This is a genomic window from Annamia dubia NIES-4383 (assembly GCF_055394725.1).
On record NZ_AP025630.1, the window covers coordinates 1,235,265 to 1,251,221 of the forward strand.

Annotated in this window: 14 protein-coding genes and 1 tRNA gene; 4 read left to right on the forward strand and 11 right to left on the reverse strand. The window is 34.9% G+C overall.

All coding sequences use genetic code 11. The features are described 5' to 3' along the window. Positions 1 to 20: 20 nt before the first annotated feature. Positions 21 to 524: a DNA-processing protein DprA gene (locus Anndu_RS05590; protein WP_464103428.1), complete on the reverse strand. Its 504-nt coding sequence runs from the start codon at positions 522 to 524 to the stop codon at positions 21 to 23. 198 nt (positions 525 to 722) lie between these two features. Between Anndu_RS05590 and Anndu_RS05595 the strand changes: the two genes are divergently transcribed. Continuing rightward, positions 723 to 796: transfer RNA gene (locus Anndu_RS05595), tRNA-Val, on the forward strand. A gap of 88 nt (positions 797 to 884) precedes the next feature. Here Anndu_RS05595 and Anndu_RS05600 read toward each other — a convergent pair. Together Anndu_RS05600 and ftsY are read right to left on the reverse strand one after the other, a co-directional pair. Continuing rightward, positions 885 to 2,261, reverse strand: a complete 1,377-nt coding sequence (locus Anndu_RS05600) for a PIN-like domain-containing protein (protein ID WP_464103429.1) — start codon at positions 2,259 to 2,261, stop codon at positions 885 to 887. Between the two features lie 355 nt (positions 2,262 to 2,616). Continuing rightward, entirely contained in the window at positions 2,617 to 4,161 is a 1,545-nt protein-coding gene (ftsY, locus tag Anndu_RS05605) for a signal recognition particle-docking protein FtsY (protein WP_464103430.1), read from the reverse strand. A gap of 421 nt (positions 4,162 to 4,582) precedes the next feature. Between ftsY and sir the strand changes: the two genes are divergently transcribed. Then, positions 4,583 to 6,508 (forward strand): sulfite reductase, ferredoxin dependent, encoded by a 1,926-nt coding sequence (gene sir / locus Anndu_RS05610; RefSeq protein ID WP_464103431.1) that lies wholly within the window; start codon positions 4,583 to 4,585, stop codon positions 6,506 to 6,508. A 77-nt stretch (positions 6,509 to 6,585) separates the two neighbouring features. Here the strand turns inward: sir and Anndu_RS05615 are convergent, their stop codons facing one another. From Anndu_RS05615 to Anndu_RS05625, 3 genes are all read right to left on the reverse strand, one after another. Continuing rightward, positions 6,586 to 6,798 (reverse strand): DUF2839 domain-containing protein, encoded by a 213-nt coding sequence (locus tag Anndu_RS05615; RefSeq protein WP_464103432.1) that lies wholly within the window; start codon positions 6,796 to 6,798, stop codon positions 6,586 to 6,588. Between the two features lie 50 nt (positions 6,799 to 6,848). Then, positions 6,849 to 8,255: a lyase family protein gene (locus tag Anndu_RS05620; RefSeq protein WP_464103433.1), complete on the reverse strand. Its 1,407-nt coding sequence runs from the start codon at positions 8,253 to 8,255 to the stop codon at positions 6,849 to 6,851. Positions 8,256 to 8,341: 86 nt separating this feature from the next. Further along, entirely contained in the window at positions 8,342 to 9,697 is a 1,356-nt protein-coding gene (locus Anndu_RS05625) for a flippase (protein WP_464103434.1), read from the reverse strand. 807 nt (positions 9,698 to 10,504) lie between these two features. Between Anndu_RS05625 and Anndu_RS05630 the strand changes: the two genes are divergently transcribed. After that, positions 10,505 to 10,879, forward strand: a complete 375-nt coding sequence (locus tag Anndu_RS05630) for a hypothetical protein (RefSeq protein WP_464103435.1) — start codon at positions 10,505 to 10,507, stop codon at positions 10,877 to 10,879. 103 nt (positions 10,880 to 10,982) lie between these two features. Here Anndu_RS05630 and Anndu_RS05635 read toward each other — a convergent pair whose 3' ends face one another. Both Anndu_RS05635 and Anndu_RS05640 read right to left on the reverse strand, forming a co-directional pair. Continuing rightward, the gene (locus tag Anndu_RS05635; RefSeq protein ID WP_464103436.1) at positions 10,983 to 12,014 is read right to left on the reverse strand and encodes a polysaccharide deacetylase family protein; all 1,032 of its coding nucleotides are present in this window, start codon (positions 12,012 to 12,014) and stop codon (positions 10,983 to 10,985) included. Between the two features lie 67 nt (positions 12,015 to 12,081). Then, positions 12,082 to 12,372 carry a YggT family protein gene (locus Anndu_RS05640; protein ID WP_464103437.1) on the reverse strand — a complete coding sequence of 97 codons (291 nt, stop codon included), beginning with the start codon at positions 12,370 to 12,372 and terminating at the stop codon, positions 12,082 to 12,084. A gap of 182 nt (positions 12,373 to 12,554) precedes the next feature. Between Anndu_RS05640 and gifA the strand changes: the two genes are divergently transcribed. Further along, positions 12,555 to 12,752: a glutamine synthetase inactivation factor IF7A gene (gene gifA / locus Anndu_RS05645; protein WP_464103438.1), complete on the forward strand. Its 198-nt coding sequence runs from the start codon at positions 12,555 to 12,557 to the stop codon at positions 12,750 to 12,752. Positions 12,753 to 12,871: 119 nt separating this feature from the next. On the opposite strand, the gene mltA is transcribed toward gifA, so the two are convergent. The 3 genes from mltA to Anndu_RS05660 form a co-directional block, all read right to left on the reverse strand. Continuing rightward, positions 12,872 to 14,041: a murein transglycosylase A gene (mltA, locus tag Anndu_RS05650; protein ID WP_464103439.1), complete on the reverse strand. Its 1,170-nt coding sequence runs from the start codon at positions 14,039 to 14,041 to the stop codon at positions 12,872 to 12,874. Between the two features lie 522 nt (positions 14,042 to 14,563). Next, positions 14,564 to 15,277 carry a hypothetical protein gene (locus Anndu_RS05655; RefSeq protein ID WP_464103440.1) on the reverse strand — a complete coding sequence of 238 codons (714 nt, stop codon included), beginning with the start codon at positions 15,275 to 15,277 and terminating at the stop codon, positions 14,564 to 14,566. Further along, the gene (locus Anndu_RS05660; RefSeq protein ID WP_464103441.1) at positions 15,270 to 15,818 is read right to left on the reverse strand and encodes an Npun_F5560 family protein; all 549 of its coding nucleotides are present in this window, start codon (positions 15,816 to 15,818) and stop codon (positions 15,270 to 15,272) included. Before Anndu_RS05660 ends, Anndu_RS05655 begins: the two co-directional genes overlap by 8 nt. Between the last annotated feature and the right edge of the window lie 139 nt (positions 15,819 to 15,957).

The window sequence follows — 15,957 nt, forward strand, 5'->3', positions numbered from 1 at the left end:
GGCATAGTTGGAGATGTGTATTAATCAAAATAAAACAAAGTTACTAATTTTCTTTGTTCTTCAGCCTCAGAGCAAGTTTGCAAAAGAGTGTGACTATCATGAAAAGCAAAACAAACTAACTGCTGACAACGGGAAATTATTTCCCGATTGCACATCATACTAGCCTCTCCGAGGGAGAGATGATCATTTTCATGATTTTCCACCAAATTAATAACTTGTTGTAACTGCTCTTGAGACTCTCTAGGTTGTCGGGAAAGACTTTGGGGTAAAATTACCGTCAATAAAGCCGGATCAGCCCTCATTGCACCTTTGATAGCCGCAGAATTTGTACCTGTGGCACCTGACGTTACAATTTTATTTCCTGACAATACAAGGGCATAACTCATCATTTCGATTAAATGTTGATGAGTTAGGGGAACATGGCGCGATCCTAACAGAGCGATCCGTTTAGAACTGGTTTGCTGAATAGCGGCCAATTCTTGCGCCAATGTATCAAGTTTATTGGTATCTATTACTTGGCTCAAATATTCTTAATCTTTATTTTGTCTGAATGACCCTTACCATTATAACAAAAACTAGATCATCCTAAAAGTTTATTTTGAGCTTTTTTGGTTTTTGTGTTAAGTTAATTTTTATGATCAAAAATTTTTCAATAAAGACCCAATCTTTAGTTGACAAAATTCCTTTTTTAGATTATAATTAACAACACTGTAAAAAATTAAGGACGTATAGCTCAGTTGGTTAGAGTACACCCTTGACATGGGTGGGGTCGCTTGTTCGAGTCAAGTTACGTCCATTAAATAAATTAAGCTTTTCAGGCTTTGCTTAAATCAAAAGTTAGAGAAAAAAGCCCTTTTGTATATGTTGAGTCATGATAAATCTCCTCATCTATCAGGTTCAACAACATCAAATAATATAAAATGATATTCGTCATCTTTATTTTCTAAAAAACCAAGAATTAAGCCAATGTGTTTAAATTTTTTTTCTGATTTTATTAAATTATTAAAAACAGTTTTTGTTTCCTCTAAATCATATTTATCATGAGAGGCACATAGTAAATACCATTTATCTAAATTAAATTTTTTGTTATAAAAGCATATTTGATTAATGCCAGAAGAAACACTCATTCCTTTTGTTATAGATTTAACTTCATATCCAATTTTTAAATTATTTTTTTGTGTTAATCTTATACAATCAATCCAATATGTTCTGTTTGGTAAAATATCTTTATCTTGAATTTTATATTCTAAGAAAATTTTATCATTAGGATATTGAGATGATAGCCAGTTAAAAAATGCTTGTAAAATTTCCCTTTCACTAACCATTGAACTATTTTTTTCACTTATTAATTCTGCAATATTATTTACATCCCTTTCAGATTCTTCTAAAATTTTTGCCTGTAAATATTCTTTAGCATCTTCAACAAAATTTTCTGAATTATACATCCAAAATAATTCTGCCCCCGCTTGATATATTTCGTCAATAAGTTCTCTACGAGGACTTATTGTTTTTCCTGATTCTTGTAACCACCAATCTTCTTTATTATCATCCGTCACAAAAATAATATATTTCCATTGATTATTATTTTGTTCTATTTCCAATGTCACTTTTTCAATAATTTCTTTCCACAAAATCAAATCCCCATAAATTCTATCAAATGACAAATGATTCCATAAATAGGTTTTTCCCTTTTTTTTATCTTTGTCTTTATAACCTGGTGGATATTTTATTTTGTACCTGTCTTCTCCTTCTTTATATATTTGATTAAGCTGATCTTGGTTGGGAGCATTTCCAATTTTTCCATCGAATAATTTTTCTATTATATCTCTAACATAATCATTTTCTTCTAAATTATTCGTTTTCTTTTTGATTAATTGATTGTGTTTTTCTAAGTAATCTAATAAACATTGATCTAACTCTTTAATAAGATCCTCTGGATTAATGCCATAAAAATTACGAATAGCTCCTTTAAAATCATTAATTCGATTACTCCATTGATTTTTAATTTCATCAATTTGATTTTTTTGATCTTCAATTAGTTTATTTCGATTTTCTTGAAATTCAAGGGCAACTTGATGGGGTATCCATAAGCGATCTTGTATTTTTACTAGAATATTATTAAATATATCCTTACAAGTTTCTTCACTATAGCGATAAAAATTCAGAAGAATATTAGTATCAAAAATAAAAATACAATTTAACCAAAGTTTATTAAAATCATCTTTGGTTAAAGAATAATAACTAGGGAAAAGTTCTCTCATCTTCATCAAATAAATAATCCTTTTTTTTACAAAATACTTAAGCCACAAAGCGATCAACAAAATCTATTAAATCCAGAATCTAACCCTCATTAAAGCATTTTTGAGATATATTTTCAGATTTTTTGGCTGTCATATTCTACACTTGTTCTAATAAGTTTTAGTGAGAACTTAAGAAAAAATGCAAGATATTAAAGAGTTTTCAAAAAAAAATGAGGTTCATGTTTTTGTTATTCTGGAAAAGGAGCAATAATCAATTTTCGTTCTCTTGACTTTTTCTTTTTTTCTTAAGTTCTCACTAATGATTTTCGCAAGATGCTATTAACTTAAAAAATGTCATACCGATTTGATATTATATTTATTCTCCGCTTAAAAGAGCCTCAACAAACTCATAACTGGAAAAAGGTCGTAGATCCTCTATTCCTTCCCCTGCACCGATAAACCGGATTGGGAGTTTTAACTGTTGGGATACGGCTAAGGCCACCCCTCCTTTAGCTGTGCCATCTAACTTGGTTAAGACAACACCGCTTAACTTGGCCGCCTCTGAAAATACTTGTGCCTGACGTAAGCCATTTTGCCCTAAAGTGGCATCTAAGACTAATAATGATTGAACTCTGGCTTGGGGAGCTTTTTTATCAATTATTCGGCGTATTTTCGCTAATTCATCCATTAAATTCTTTTTATTTTGCAGTCTTCCTGCTGTATCAACTAACAATAACTCGGTATTACGGGCTTTGGCCGCCTCGATCCCATCATAAACCACGGCCGCCGGATCCGTATTTTGGCCGGGGTTAGCGATCACGGTGGTATTGGTGCGCTCACCCCAAACTTGAACCTGTTGCACCGCCGCCGCTCTAAATGTATCGGCGGCCGCTATTAAACAGCGATAACCGGAATTATTAGCCATGTGAGCTAATTTACCAATAGTGGTTGTTTTACCCGCACCATTAACTCCGGTCATTAACCAAATATTTAACTGATCTTTTTCTGGGAAAAACTCATGATTTTCAATTTCGCCTAAAGGTTCATCTAAAATATCTCTTAAAATATTCTTTAAATAAGCAATAGCTTCATCGGGGGGGAGAGATTCTTCTCTTAATTTATTCTGTAAAGACTCGATAATATGATCTGTTGCTTCTACTCCCACATCGGCTTGTAATAATAGGGCTTCAATGGACATCACCGCATCATCATTGAGGGGGCCTTGCCCCACGATCGCTTTTAATTGATTAATTAAACTACGGCGAGTTTTACCTAAACCTTGACGTAATTTTTTGAGCCAATTAATTTCTTCTTCGGAAATTTGATCGGGTGTTCTACCTTGATCGGCTAAGACTTTGGCTGACCATAAAAAGTCTTCGTCAAAGGCTAATTTTGCCGCTTCTATTTCTGCTTGTCTGGCTTCTTCGGGGGCTAATTCTACGGCGGTTTCTTTTAATTTTTCTAGGGTGTCTGATTTTTTTAACCAAGCAGGAATATTAGTATTTTCGGTTTTCGTTTCAAGGGGTTCAGGTTTTTCTTTTTCTTCTTTTTCAGCAATAATATCTTCTTTTTCTGTTATAACTTCAGAAGTTATTGCTATTTCTTGATCTTCAATTATTTTAGTAATTTCTGTTACTTCTTCGGTAGTTTCTACTATTTCTTGATTCTCGATACTTTCGGATTTTTTAGTAACATCTTGCTCTAAAATTTCAACATCAGAGTCAATGTCTTGAGTTTTACGTTGTTGAATATTTTGATAAGCGGTTTTTGCCCATTGAAGATAATTATCTTCGGTTTTTTCTTCTGTAGTAGTTTCCTCAATTTTTGTTTCTACAACTTGTTCCTCTTGGGGGGGAGGAGTTTGTTGTTGATTATCTTGAGTTTGTTCATTTCCGAAATTACGACGAAACCAATTAAACATAATAAAATATCAGAATAAATTTAATAGTTAGTTATTAATTGATAATTGTTGAAGATATTGATAGACTTAAATTTTATTTAACCAATAACCAATGACAAAATTATTCAATCAATTAACCTACAATTATATCATAAATCCGTAGTTGTAATTAAATGTAAGGTTGGCAATGAGCAAAATAATATAAAAATATTATTATTAATAATTAGACTTGTTGCGAAATAGGTCATGATTTGGTTACAAGTCTTATTTTTCGATCATTTGTCATTAAATTTAATTTTTTGTATGATCAAATACTAAAAATTAAATTCAATTGTGCGATCGCTCCTAAATATACTAAAATGAAATATTAGTTTTGATAATGGACAATTAACAACTTTTGATTATCCATTGTTAAACGGATTATTCAACTATAGGAACAAATATGGTAACAACAGCTATTACTCAAACTGAGAAAAAATCTAAATTAGAAGGGATTAAAGACAGAAGTAATAACTTAAGAGAACCTGTCGCTACAGAACTTCTCAACGATCTCAACTATTTTAGCGAAGAAGGGATCCAAATTTTAAAGTTTCATGGTTCTTATCAACAGGATAACCGAGATAACCGTGTTAAAGGGCAAGAAAAAGACTATTCCATGATGTTGCGTAGTCGTAGCCCCGGTGGTTTTATCCCTCCTGAATTATATTTAACTTTAGATCAACTTTGCGATCAATATGGCAATCAAACTTTACGCGCTACCACCCGTCAAGCTTTCCAGTTACACGGTATTTTAAAGAAAAATCTTAAAACTACGATCGCCGCTATTGTCAGAAGTATGGGAAGCACTTTAGGCGCTTGTGGTGATCTTAACCGGAATGTGATGGCCTCTCCTGCTCCCTTTAAAAACCGCCCTGAATACCAGTATGCTTGGCAATATGCGGATAATATCGCCGATCTGTTAGCCCCCCAAACAGGCGCATATTATGAGATCTGGTTAGACGGCGAAAAGGTGATCAGTGGTGAGGAAGATCCCTCAGTGAAGGAAGCCCGTCAACGTAATCAAAATGGGGTAAATTTAGATCATCCTGTCGAACCGATCTACGGTGATCATTATATGCCCCGTAAGTTTAAATGTAGCGTCACCGTACCCGGTGATAACTCGATCGATGTTTATACCCATGACTTAAGTTTAGTGGTGATCACCAATAAAGAGGGCGAGTTACAGGGTTTTAATGTGTTGGCTGGAGGGGGCATGGGGCGCACCCACCGCAAAGAGGAGACTTTTCCCCGTGTGGCAGACGAGATCGGCTATGTGGCTAAAGATGATGTTTATGATCTGGTTAAGGCGATCGTGGCTACCCAAAGAGACTACGGCGATCGAGTTAAACGCCCCCATGCCAGAATGAAATATTTAATTAATGACTGGGGAGTGGCAAAATTTAAAGCTAAAGTAGAAGAATATTTTGGTAAAAAAATTGCCCCCTTTAAAAAATTACCTAAATGGAAATATCAAGACTTTTTAGGATGGCATGAACAAGGGGACGGAAAGTTATTTTTCGGCTTAAATATTGTTAACGGACGGGTCAAAGATGAAGGTGATTTCCGCTTAAAAACTGCTTTAAAAGAAGTGGTTAAAACCTTTAATTTACCTATGCGGGTAACAGGAAATCAAAATGTAATTCTGTATGAAATTAACCCAGAAGATCAAGCTAAAATTGAAGAAATTTTCCAAACAAATGGCGTTATTACTAACCCAAATGCGATCGAAAAATTAACCCGTTATTCCATGGCTTGTCCTGCTTTACCCACTTGTGGTTTAGCCGTTACCGAGTCTGAAAGGGCTTTACCTGATATTAATGACAGAATACGCTCATTATTAAATCAATTAGGCTTAAAAAATGAACATTTTGTCATCAGAATGACCGGATGCCCTAACGGTTGCGCCCGCCCCTATATGGCAGAATTAGGCTTTGTGGGCATTTCCCCCGAAGCTTATCAAATGTGGTTAGGAGGTACACCTAATCAAACCAAATTAGCACAACCCTACCTTGAAAGTTTACCCATTAACCAGTTAGAGGCATTTTTAGAGCCGATTTTAGTCTTTTTTAAACAAAATCGTCAAAAACGAGAAAGCCTCGGAGAATACTGTTCTCGTGTGGGATTTGAGGCAATTCGAGAATTTACTGAAAATTATGAGTTGGGCAGTTATCAACCCGCACAAAGTGGTCAAGGACGTAAGATCCGCCATCGGATCGGCATTCATGACGAACTTTATGAGCGTTTAAAAACTCAAGCCGATCAAAGTGGTAAAACCATGACCGAAATAATGGCTGAAGCTTTACAAAATTATTTATCAGTTGAAAATTAATTGATAGTGAATAATTGACCGAAGAAAAAAACCGTCTTTCTACTAGGGAGACGGTTTTGGGGTGAGGTTACACTAAATTAATTGACTTGCCACCAACCAAAAGCAGGCCCAATAAAACGAATAGTTAACCAAATGGCTACCATTAAACCAATCCCAATCCATGCACCTTTAGTGGTAATTTGATAAAATTGATCAGCTTGTGATTTAGTCAGAGGTAGCCAAGAAACTATTTGTTTTTCTTGTCCATATTTTTCCCCTAAAACTTCTTTGCGTCTTTTTGATTCACCCATAAAATTTGTTTTTTTTAATCTAAATTTGAAAATTAATTAATTGTCCATTGTCAATTGTCCATTGTCAATTCTTGATAGAAACCATTGGCGATCTGTCTACGTTTTTGAATATATGCAATAGCAGTTTGTACTTGTTCTACAGAATCACCACAGTAATTTTCTGGATTCATAACTTCTTCTATTTCTTGTTCACTCAAATATTCCATAATTTGAGGACTTTTTAAAAGCACTTGCTTAAAAGGGATTCCTTCTTCTATCGCTTTAACAGAAAGCTCCCTAATTAAAGTATGAGCGGTAACTTTGTGTCCTGTTTTTTGCCACAATTTTAACATCACATTTTCCGCCATTGCCAAACCATTAGTTAAATAAAGATTTTCAATCATTTTATCCTTATTAACACGCAAATCTTTGAGGATATAAGTAGCTTTAGATAGAGCCGCCGATGTGAGTAAAAAATTATCACTAATACATTTAAAAGTCGGTCCCATTCTAGTGGCATCACGCTCACCCAGAATAGTTATACTAATAAGTGCCGTAGCATTTCCTTGGGCAATTTTAGCCAAACCATCTAACCATTCGCTAGTTTCTGGATTACGTTTATTAGGCATGGTGCTAGAAGAATATTGATTTTGATAATCCCAAGGTTCTTCTAGTTCCCTAATTTCTTCCGCATTGAGATAACGAATATTAAGGCCAATTTTAGCTAAAGATGTGGTTAAATTAGCAAGAACAAAACCAATTTCAGCCAGTCGATCCGTTCTAGTTTGAATGTCGATCGGAGGATTGTCTAAACCAAGATGCTCACTGGCTTGAGCAATCAGTTTTTGTGTCGTTTCTAACCCAAATAGATAAACCCAAGTATTGCGTGTGCCAACAGCCGCCGTAAATTTCGCCCTGAAAAGTCTTTTGGCTAATTCTTGAAGCCGATCAATATGATCTCGAATTTCATAAGCCCAACTTGCAAGGGTAAAACCAAAAGTTAAGGGGACAGCGTGTTGGGCATGGGTACGTCCCATCATGATGGTATTTCGATGGTCATAAGCTTGGTTAATTAATACTTCTTCTAAGTCTAAAGCTTGTTTCAGAATCAAGTCATAAGCTTCTCGCATTTGTAGGGTTAAACCTGTTAATAAAATGTCTTGAGTTGTTAACCCTAAATGATAATATTCCCCCGCATCCCCACACATTTTGGCAAATGCTTTAACGAAAGAAACGCCAAGATGTTTTGTTTCTTGTAAAACTTCAGCAATCATGGCCGGAGTTAAGTATTCTGTAGAAGATTTACTGGCAATTTCATTAGCTATCTCTGGAGATAAAAGATTAAGATTAGCCATTTCTAAAACAATGGCTTTTTCACAATCTAACCATTTCTGAACCATATTTTTTTCTGTCCAAATTTCACGCATTTCTGGTGTACTATATGAATCCTCAAAAATGCTATAGTTGTGTACTACCATTGATTAGTTTTGTCTCCTCTTTTTTGAAATTATTTATATGTTAGATGATTTGATGTAAATATTTTTTCATATTTTGGCTGTTTTACTCATTGATCTAGTATTATTCTCTCCCGATGAAAAAAACTAGCCACAATGGAAGGATAGATCTTAATATTTTTGACCACTAAAAAACTACACCAGATATTATAGACAATGAGCGTGAAAGCAGTGGCTAATGCCGCCCCATCCATGCCTAAAATCGGAATAGCGATGGCATTTAAGACCACATTAATTAAAGCACAACTACCTGAAACAATTAACACTTGATTTTGATATCCTGTCATCACCATTAAGTTACCCACCGAACCACATAAAGCATTAGTTAATTGTCCAATCACCAGAATTTTTAAACTCCAATGGGCGCTAACAAATTCCTCTCCAAATAAGGCTAAAATAGGTTGGGCGAAAATGATTAAAACTCCCGCAATGATTAAAGACGGCCAAAAAATCCAGTTAGAAGCCGCTGAAACCACTTTTTGTAATCCAGTCTGATCTTTTTGGGTATAAAGGTGAGTAAATGTCGGTGCAACCACTAAATTAACGCTTTGTAAGATAAAAATTACCCACAAAGCCGTATTAGCGGCCGCATTGTAAATTCCGGCTGTAGCTACCCCAATCATAGACCCTACCATGATCACATCAATTTGTCGCAGTATCTCTCGAAAGGCGAGATGAAATAACAAAGGTAATGCAACTCCTAACCATTGACGACGGGCATAAATGGTAGAGGCTGATGCAACTTCTTGGGCAAAACTGTGCCAAATAAAGGTTAATTGTAATAAGACAACTGCTACTAAGGTGGCGATCGTCATATCAATCATGGGAATACTGGTTAAAGTTTTGTCTTGCCATTGAAACAGACAAAAACCCCCTCCCAATAAGAGAATAGGCCAAAGCACTTTTGAAGGTCCATAGGCGATCAAAAGGCTTTTTGCTCCCCTTCCCATGTCTTCTTGGAGTTGTAGTAATGATTGTAAAGGAATTGTCCAGATCCCGAAGATTAAGGCTTGGGCGTAGGTAAACTCATAATAATAGTCAAATAGTGAGATGATGATAGTCCCTGCGATCGCCACGAATAGCCCCATCCCTAGAGTGAGTTGCCAACTACTCACTAATAAACCGCGCATCTTTCCCCATTCTTGTTTGACTCGGTATTCCGTAATAAAACGTAACACAGCACGAGGTAATCCTAAACCTACAGGAATGGCAAAAACTAAACACCAAGCAACTACATAAGTATAAATGCCATATTCTACTTTTCCCATCCAACGGGCTAAACATACTTGAACTAAATAAGTCAGAAGAACTCCACAAATTTGCAAAAATAGAGCAAAAATCGTACCTCTAGCTAGATGTTTGAGATCTAGGTCTATTTGGGGATTAGGGGTTAAGGTTTTTTCCATCTTTTTCCATCAATTGTTCAGAATGTTGCCGCCATCAACGCAATACATAAAATAGGCTTAATCAACCCAGATTATAACTTAGTCAGGGATCAATTACAAATTTTGCCTGATGGTTCTCTATTTTGCTTAACCTCATCCTGTCTTAAATGAGATAAATGAGAAAAAACTAATTTTTTGTAAAGAAATGTAAATATGATTAATCAAGAAAACTTAACAAATTAATCTTGACGATGATCTAGATCACAATTGCTTATCAAATAAGGGTTTTCAAGGTCAGTTTTCAGACAAAAACCTTAAAAACCGAGTCAAAATCAATGATTTTGTGACGAAAATAACACAAGTTTTTTAGGGAGAATGTAACATTTTATTAAGCAACGATCATTTAACAACTTTTTTATTTATAATTGAGTTCAATAGCAAAAGGCAAAAATTTGATTCAGCCTTAAACAAAAATTACATTACTTTAATAAATGTGTAGTTAATTCAGGTGTAGTTAATTCAGAAGAAGCAAATCTGAAAAAATAGATCTGATGCTTCCAATCAGACAATTAGAGATTGGGTCAGATTTAATCAAATCAGCTTTTTCTGGGCTTAATAAATCACTTGCTATTTCATCTTTAATTGTTGTTTAATCAATCTTTCCTTGACTCATTTTTAATAAAATTATGAATTAGTTTAGGTATTTAAACTTATGTACAAATATCCTGTTAATACTAAACAAAAGATTGTTAAAAATTAAGTCAAAAAGAAAGATTAATTTTCTTTAATTGTTGTTGTCTTTAACAAAAATTTTTGGAGGAAACGTATATGCAAGTAGCTCAACAACCCGTTTGGGAACAAGGGTATAATTTTGGGACATTTAAAAGTTTTTTAATTTGGAGTTTTACCTTAACAGTTTGCTTTTTAGTCGTAGGATTTCCGATTGTGGTAATTTTAACAACCATTGGTTGTTTATCGGCCTTAGTTTTGCAATCGGTGTTATCCATGAGTGGAGTGTTAATTGTGGCAGGAATGCTCATTGGTGGTAGTTTATTGTCAATCTTTGTAGGTGCGGCTATTTTAACCATTAAAGGAATCAATCCTCAAGATGTCAGTTGGTTAAGATGGTTAAATGGCTCTGCTAGTCCTCTTTATACCTCAGTATATGCGGCTTGTCCTCTCACTTGTGAGATACTTCAATAACCGAACCCACATAGGTTTTAAAAATCTGATTAGTCATAAAATGAAAAAGTAAGGAGTATTAATTTTACTCCTTATTTTTTTACTATTTTATATCAGATTTTAATTAGTTAGAAGACAAAAAAGCCTCACTAATCGTCACAAATTTTAAATTTCTTCTTTCCATTTCTTCAATCATCGGGTCAAGGGCTTTAATGGTTGCCTCACGAGTTTTAGCGGCTTGAGAATGTTGAAATTGATGGCTATAGTCCACTGTACTTTCCGTTGAATCGTGCATTAAAATTATATCTTGACCATTAGATTGTAACGCACTATTGGTAATTTTTTCGGCACTACTTTCTTTATTCCAATCTTGCGTATCAATACTCCAAAGAACGGTATTTAAGCCTACTTCATGGGCAATTTTAAGGATGGCCTCACTTTGATCGCCGTAGGGTGTGCGTAGCCACAGGGGGCGAAAACCAACACAATTATTAATCACTTGTTGAGTTTTTTCCATTTCTTCTTTTTGGGCGGCCGGGGAAAGTTTGGTTAAAAAGGGATGGGTATAGCTATGATTAGCGATTTCATGACCTTCTGCCACAATTCTCCGTACCAGATCGCAACGGGCTTGTACTCTTTTTCCCACTAGAAAAAAAGTGGCTTTGATCTGATGTTTCTTTAAAATATCTAAAATTTGAGGCGTATATTCGGGATTAGGCCCATCATCAAAGGTTAAAGCGATGGAATTTTCAGGCATTTTGGCTACCCAATTTTGAGCAGTTGACCAGCCAATATCTATATAATTAGCAGAAGGGTTGATGGCCGGAGGTTTTGACTGTGTTTTTGGATTAGATTGATTAACTTGATCTGGATAATAGGGTAAAGGCTCAGTAGTGGGTGCTATATTATTAGAATTATTATCAGTTCTTTGCGGTTTCATATCAACCAGATCTTGATTATTCAAGGGTTGAATTTGGGGGGGTTGAGTTTGATTAGAACTTTCTATTTTACTAATTTCTGTTTGTTTTTCTTCAATTAATTTTTGATTTTTGACGGAAACTCGATTTAGGGAAAATAATCCTCCTACCACTACTAAAGCAATGATGGTAGTGGCGATCGTTGCTGAAGAAAAAGGAAAAGGATTTTGATCTTTCATATTATAAATAGTTGACGAGAGGAGGACTAATTCTACTTACTACTTATTATTTATTACTTATTATTTATTACTTATACATTGCCATTGTTAATAAACCTTGTTGCCCTAACAGAATTTCTCTGATTAAAGTTACAAGCCCTACCCACACAATGGGAGTAATATCCACACCACCAAGGGGCGTAATAATTTTACGAGTAGGTACTAAAAACGGCTCAGTGGGAAGATAAACCACATTCCAAGGAAAACGAGTTAATTCGATTTGAGGATACCAAGTTAAAACAATGCGAAAAATAAATAATAAGGTTAATAATCCTAAGATAACACTAATGGTAAAAGATGCGATCGCTAGAAGATTCATAGATAAGGGAAATAGATATAATTAACTTTGATTTTTCTGATTGTACATCTTTTACTTAGGGAGATATGAAGTTTTGTAACAATTTTAGATAATTGTAGCAATTGATACAAAAATTTGTTATATATATAAATAAGCAAACGGAAAAAATAAATTGAAAATAAGCAATTCGGAGGGACAAAATTATGAATACTCAACAACAAGCCCGCGCCTTAATGATGCGTCATCATCAGTTGATCAAAAATCGTCAACAATCAATGTTAGGCCGTACGGCTAAATCTATTGGTTTGGAAGTTGACGCTGAATATTGGGGCAATATTCAAGGAAAACCTTATGCGAATGCGGCCGACTCATACGATCGTAGTCATGCTTCCTTAAGCTAGAGTTTTCTTTTACTTTTATGAAATCCCTTTTAATCATAAGAGAACAAACTAAAAATTAAATATAAAAATTTATTTTGAATCTTTTTGAAAAAAATAGGTATTCCCAAGTTGGGGAGTGCCTATTCTTTTAATAATAAATAATACAACTGGCCAGTCCAATCAATCAAACCAGCCCTTTCTCCGGCTAAGTCTCCACTTCCTAAGAAAATATCCACCCTTCCCGCACCTGTGATCGCACTGCCTGTATCTTGATCTAAAACGTAACGACTGACTAACCGATTTTCTAATTCTCCCGTTACAGTTTGGTAGGGTATTTGGGTATGGATCACGGCGATCGCGCCGGGGGGCATGATTGATTTATCCGTAGCGATACTTCTTTCTGGGGTAACTGGTACTCCTAAACTACCTCTGGCAGGACTACCAAAAGTTTCCTCAAAAAAGATAAAACGATTATTCCGAGGGATATAAGTATTTAAAGCGTCTGGATTTTCTTGAAAATATTGAATTAAACGAGGTAAAGACATTTCATCAGCCGGAATTATACCATCATTAATTAATTCTTTACCTAAACTGGTATAGGGATAATCAGTATTTCCGGCAAAACCCACCGTCATGATGCGCCCATCTGGTAAGATAATTCTAGCTGATCCCTGTACTTGAACTAAATAAGCTGACAGACGGTCATTTAACCAAATTAATTCATAGCCTCTTAATGGACTTAAAGCTCCCAATAAACCGTCTTCCCCTTCAATTTCCGCCCTTGTGGGATGATTAGGCCACCGATCTAAAGCCCAAGGGCGGCGATAGAGAGGATAACGAAATTCGTCTGTTCTCACTAAACTACCATGATATTCAGGCTCAAAATAACCTGTAAATGCCACTGTCCCTTGTTGATCACGGCCAACGGATTGATATAGTTCAAATTCCCTTGTCACAGTTTCTTGAAAAGTTTGAGGATTATTATTATTGAGTAATAATTCTTGAAATCTGAGTAAAGACCGTTTAACTCTATCTAAAGTTATGCCTTCAATGGGATAATTTTGGTAATCTTGTTGAGCTTTATTACTATTAAGGTAAGTTAAACTATGATTAATTGCGTTTAATAAAGCCTGTCGATCTGAGTTAAACCCATTTAACCCCCAAATTTGTTCATCCAAACCCAGATTAAGAGCCTCACTAAAATCAATTTTTTCTAAAACTGGTTGATTGGTTTGGGTAAACCCTACGGAAATGGGGGCAACGGCTAAGGCTAAACCCAGAGTAAAAGCCGTTAACAATCTTTTTATCATATATTTTGGTTAAATATTTAATAATTTTATAATTATATATTTATTGTAAGTATAGGTTTATGATTGTTAATTATAATTATTTCTTTAAATTAACTTTTAATAAATTTTAATAAAATCAAAATAACCGAATAAATTGTTTAACTTTAAGTCGCTGAAATACGTTCCGATTATAACAACAATTTAATTCAGTGAGACTGTGTAAACTTTTGTAAAGTAATTGATTAACTTATGTAAATTTTTTGATTTTAAACGGTAGACAGCCTTTGGATAATTGGCCTAATTGTACCTGAAAAGGCGTAATTTCGTCAAGGGGGTTGAAAAATTGCTTAACATTTTTTGCCATTACATAAGGCTTTCCAGACTCTCAACTTAATGAAGTTTTGTTAAGCAAATTACTTTTGCGAATTTTCAATGATTATTTCTTATTTTTGGTTTATATATAATAAGATTAACTTATTAAAATTATAGAAAATTACCCTTATCAGTTGATAATTGTTGAATAACCCAAACAATGATTGCGGTTTATTTTAAATCTTCAATAATCAGATCTAAGATCGGTTGATCGGTTAAACAATGCCAATGACAGATAAATAAATCGGGTTTTTGTACTCCTAAACTGGCGATCGCAGGGGCGGCAGGGAAAGGCCACAGGCGATCGAAAACGATTTGATCTTTGAAAAAAGCAAATTGTAATAAATAGACCGATGGGGGAGCATTAAAATGATCCAATAATTGAAACCCTAATTGATATAAAGATTGGCGTTTTTTGTCGGATAAATCAACAGGCTGAGTATAACTATTGGGCATCACATCTTCCCCTATCACCTCACCATAAATAGGCCCTTTTTTCGTTAAAATAATCGGTAGCCATAGATCGCCTGATTTTGTTTTTCGACTACTAATCCATAAACCTAAATTTTCTTCAACCCATTGTCGAAGATTGTCCACATTTTGACAGGTTTGAAAAATACTTTTAGCGGGAAATTCAAATTTTTCCGGTAAATCGATCGTTAAAGGACAATAAATCAACTCACTTTTGCGAAGTTTAAGAGGCAATTTACCGTGATTTGACCATAATACTGCATTAGAAACTACCTCCAATTCTAAATCTTGGACAGAATGAAGGGCGATGGCTTTGCGTAATGAGTCGATCATCCTTGCTGTAGCAACCGAAGCAGGGATGATCTCACCATATTCATTAATTTTGGCATTAACAATTAAAAGGACTTTAGGCATTTCCGAATGTCGGAATAGGGGTGGGTAGATGGGCAAAACTAGGTAATTCAATTTTTGAATTACTACGACGATTTTTCACCGCCAGACGATAACTTACACTTTGTAATTCCGCATGGAGTTGGCGGTTTTCACGTTGTAATTGTTCCACCTTCTCTTTGACTGGTGCCATTCTTTCGGCAAATTTCCGGCGATAAATACTGGGTAATTCTTGTACTACCTGTTCTAACATCCGGCTGCGATCGGTTAATTCTTGTACTGATTGACGTAATTGGTAAATATCAGTATCCCGTTGGGAAATTTGTTCCTGATAGAATTTTACCTGTTGTTCCACTTGCTGTAATTGTTCCCGTAGTAAACGAGTTTCTTCTTGATTACGTTGGGAAACTTCAGGCATGGGCATAAAATTAGCATTGCCTTTGACCAGTCGAAATAACTCTTGGGATAACTGTTGTACCAGTTGATCGCGCAATTGTAACTCCTCACGCAAACGAGAAGTTTCCATTTGCAAAGTTTGTAATTTTTGGCTATCGGTTTGGATCACAATAACGACTCCTCTTAAGCTTGAGGGTTGGGAAATAATAAAAGATTAAGTTAATCAATTCTATAATTTTGCCCTACTGAGGTTAATTTACCATAAGAGGGGGCTTAATCGAGAAAAGATTAATTTCATTTTAGCGATT

What these genes read in the sequence shown, in the direction of transcription:
- Anndu_RS05600 (WP_464103429.1), bottom strand. Translation starts at nt 2,261, where the DNA reads ATGAGAGAACTTTTCCCTAGTTATTATTCTTTAACCAAAGATGATTTT.
- ftsY (WP_464103430.1), bottom strand. Translation starts at nt 4,161, where the DNA reads ATGTTTAATTGGTTTCGTCGTAATTTCGGAAATGAACAAACTCAAGAT.
- sir (WP_464103431.1), top strand. Translation starts at nt 4,583, where the DNA reads ATGGTAACAACAGCTATTACTCAAACTGAGAAAAAATCTAAATTAGAA.
- Anndu_RS05615 (WP_464103432.1), bottom strand. Translation starts at nt 6,798, where the DNA reads ATGGGTGAATCAAAAAGACGCAAAGAAGTTTTAGGGGAAAAATATGGA.
- Anndu_RS05620 (WP_464103433.1), bottom strand. Translation starts at nt 8,255, where the DNA reads ATGGTAGTACACAACTATAGCATTTTTGAGGATTCATATAGTACACCA.
- Anndu_RS05625 (WP_464103434.1), bottom strand. Translation starts at nt 9,697, where the DNA reads ATGGAAAAAACCTTAACCCCTAATCCCCAAATAGACCTAGATCTCAAA.
- Anndu_RS05630 (WP_464103435.1), top strand. Translation starts at nt 10,505, where the DNA reads ATGCAAGTAGCTCAACAACCCGTTTGGGAACAAGGGTATAATTTTGGG.
- Anndu_RS05635 (WP_464103436.1), bottom strand. Translation starts at nt 12,014, where the DNA reads ATGAAAGATCAAAATCCTTTTCCTTTTTCTTCAGCAACGATCGCCACT.
- Anndu_RS05640 (WP_464103437.1), bottom strand. Translation starts at nt 12,372, where the DNA reads ATGAATCTTCTAGCGATCGCATCTTTTACCATTAGTGTTATCTTAGGA.
- gifA (WP_464103438.1), top strand. Translation starts at nt 12,555, where the DNA reads ATGAATACTCAACAACAAGCCCGCGCCTTAATGATGCGTCATCATCAG.
- mltA (WP_464103439.1), bottom strand. Translation starts at nt 14,041, where the DNA reads ATGATAAAAAGATTGTTAACGGCTTTTACTCTGGGTTTAGCCTTAGCC.
- Anndu_RS05655 (WP_464103440.1), bottom strand. Translation starts at nt 15,277, where the DNA reads ATGCCTAAAGTCCTTTTAATTGTTAATGCCAAAATTAATGAATATGGT.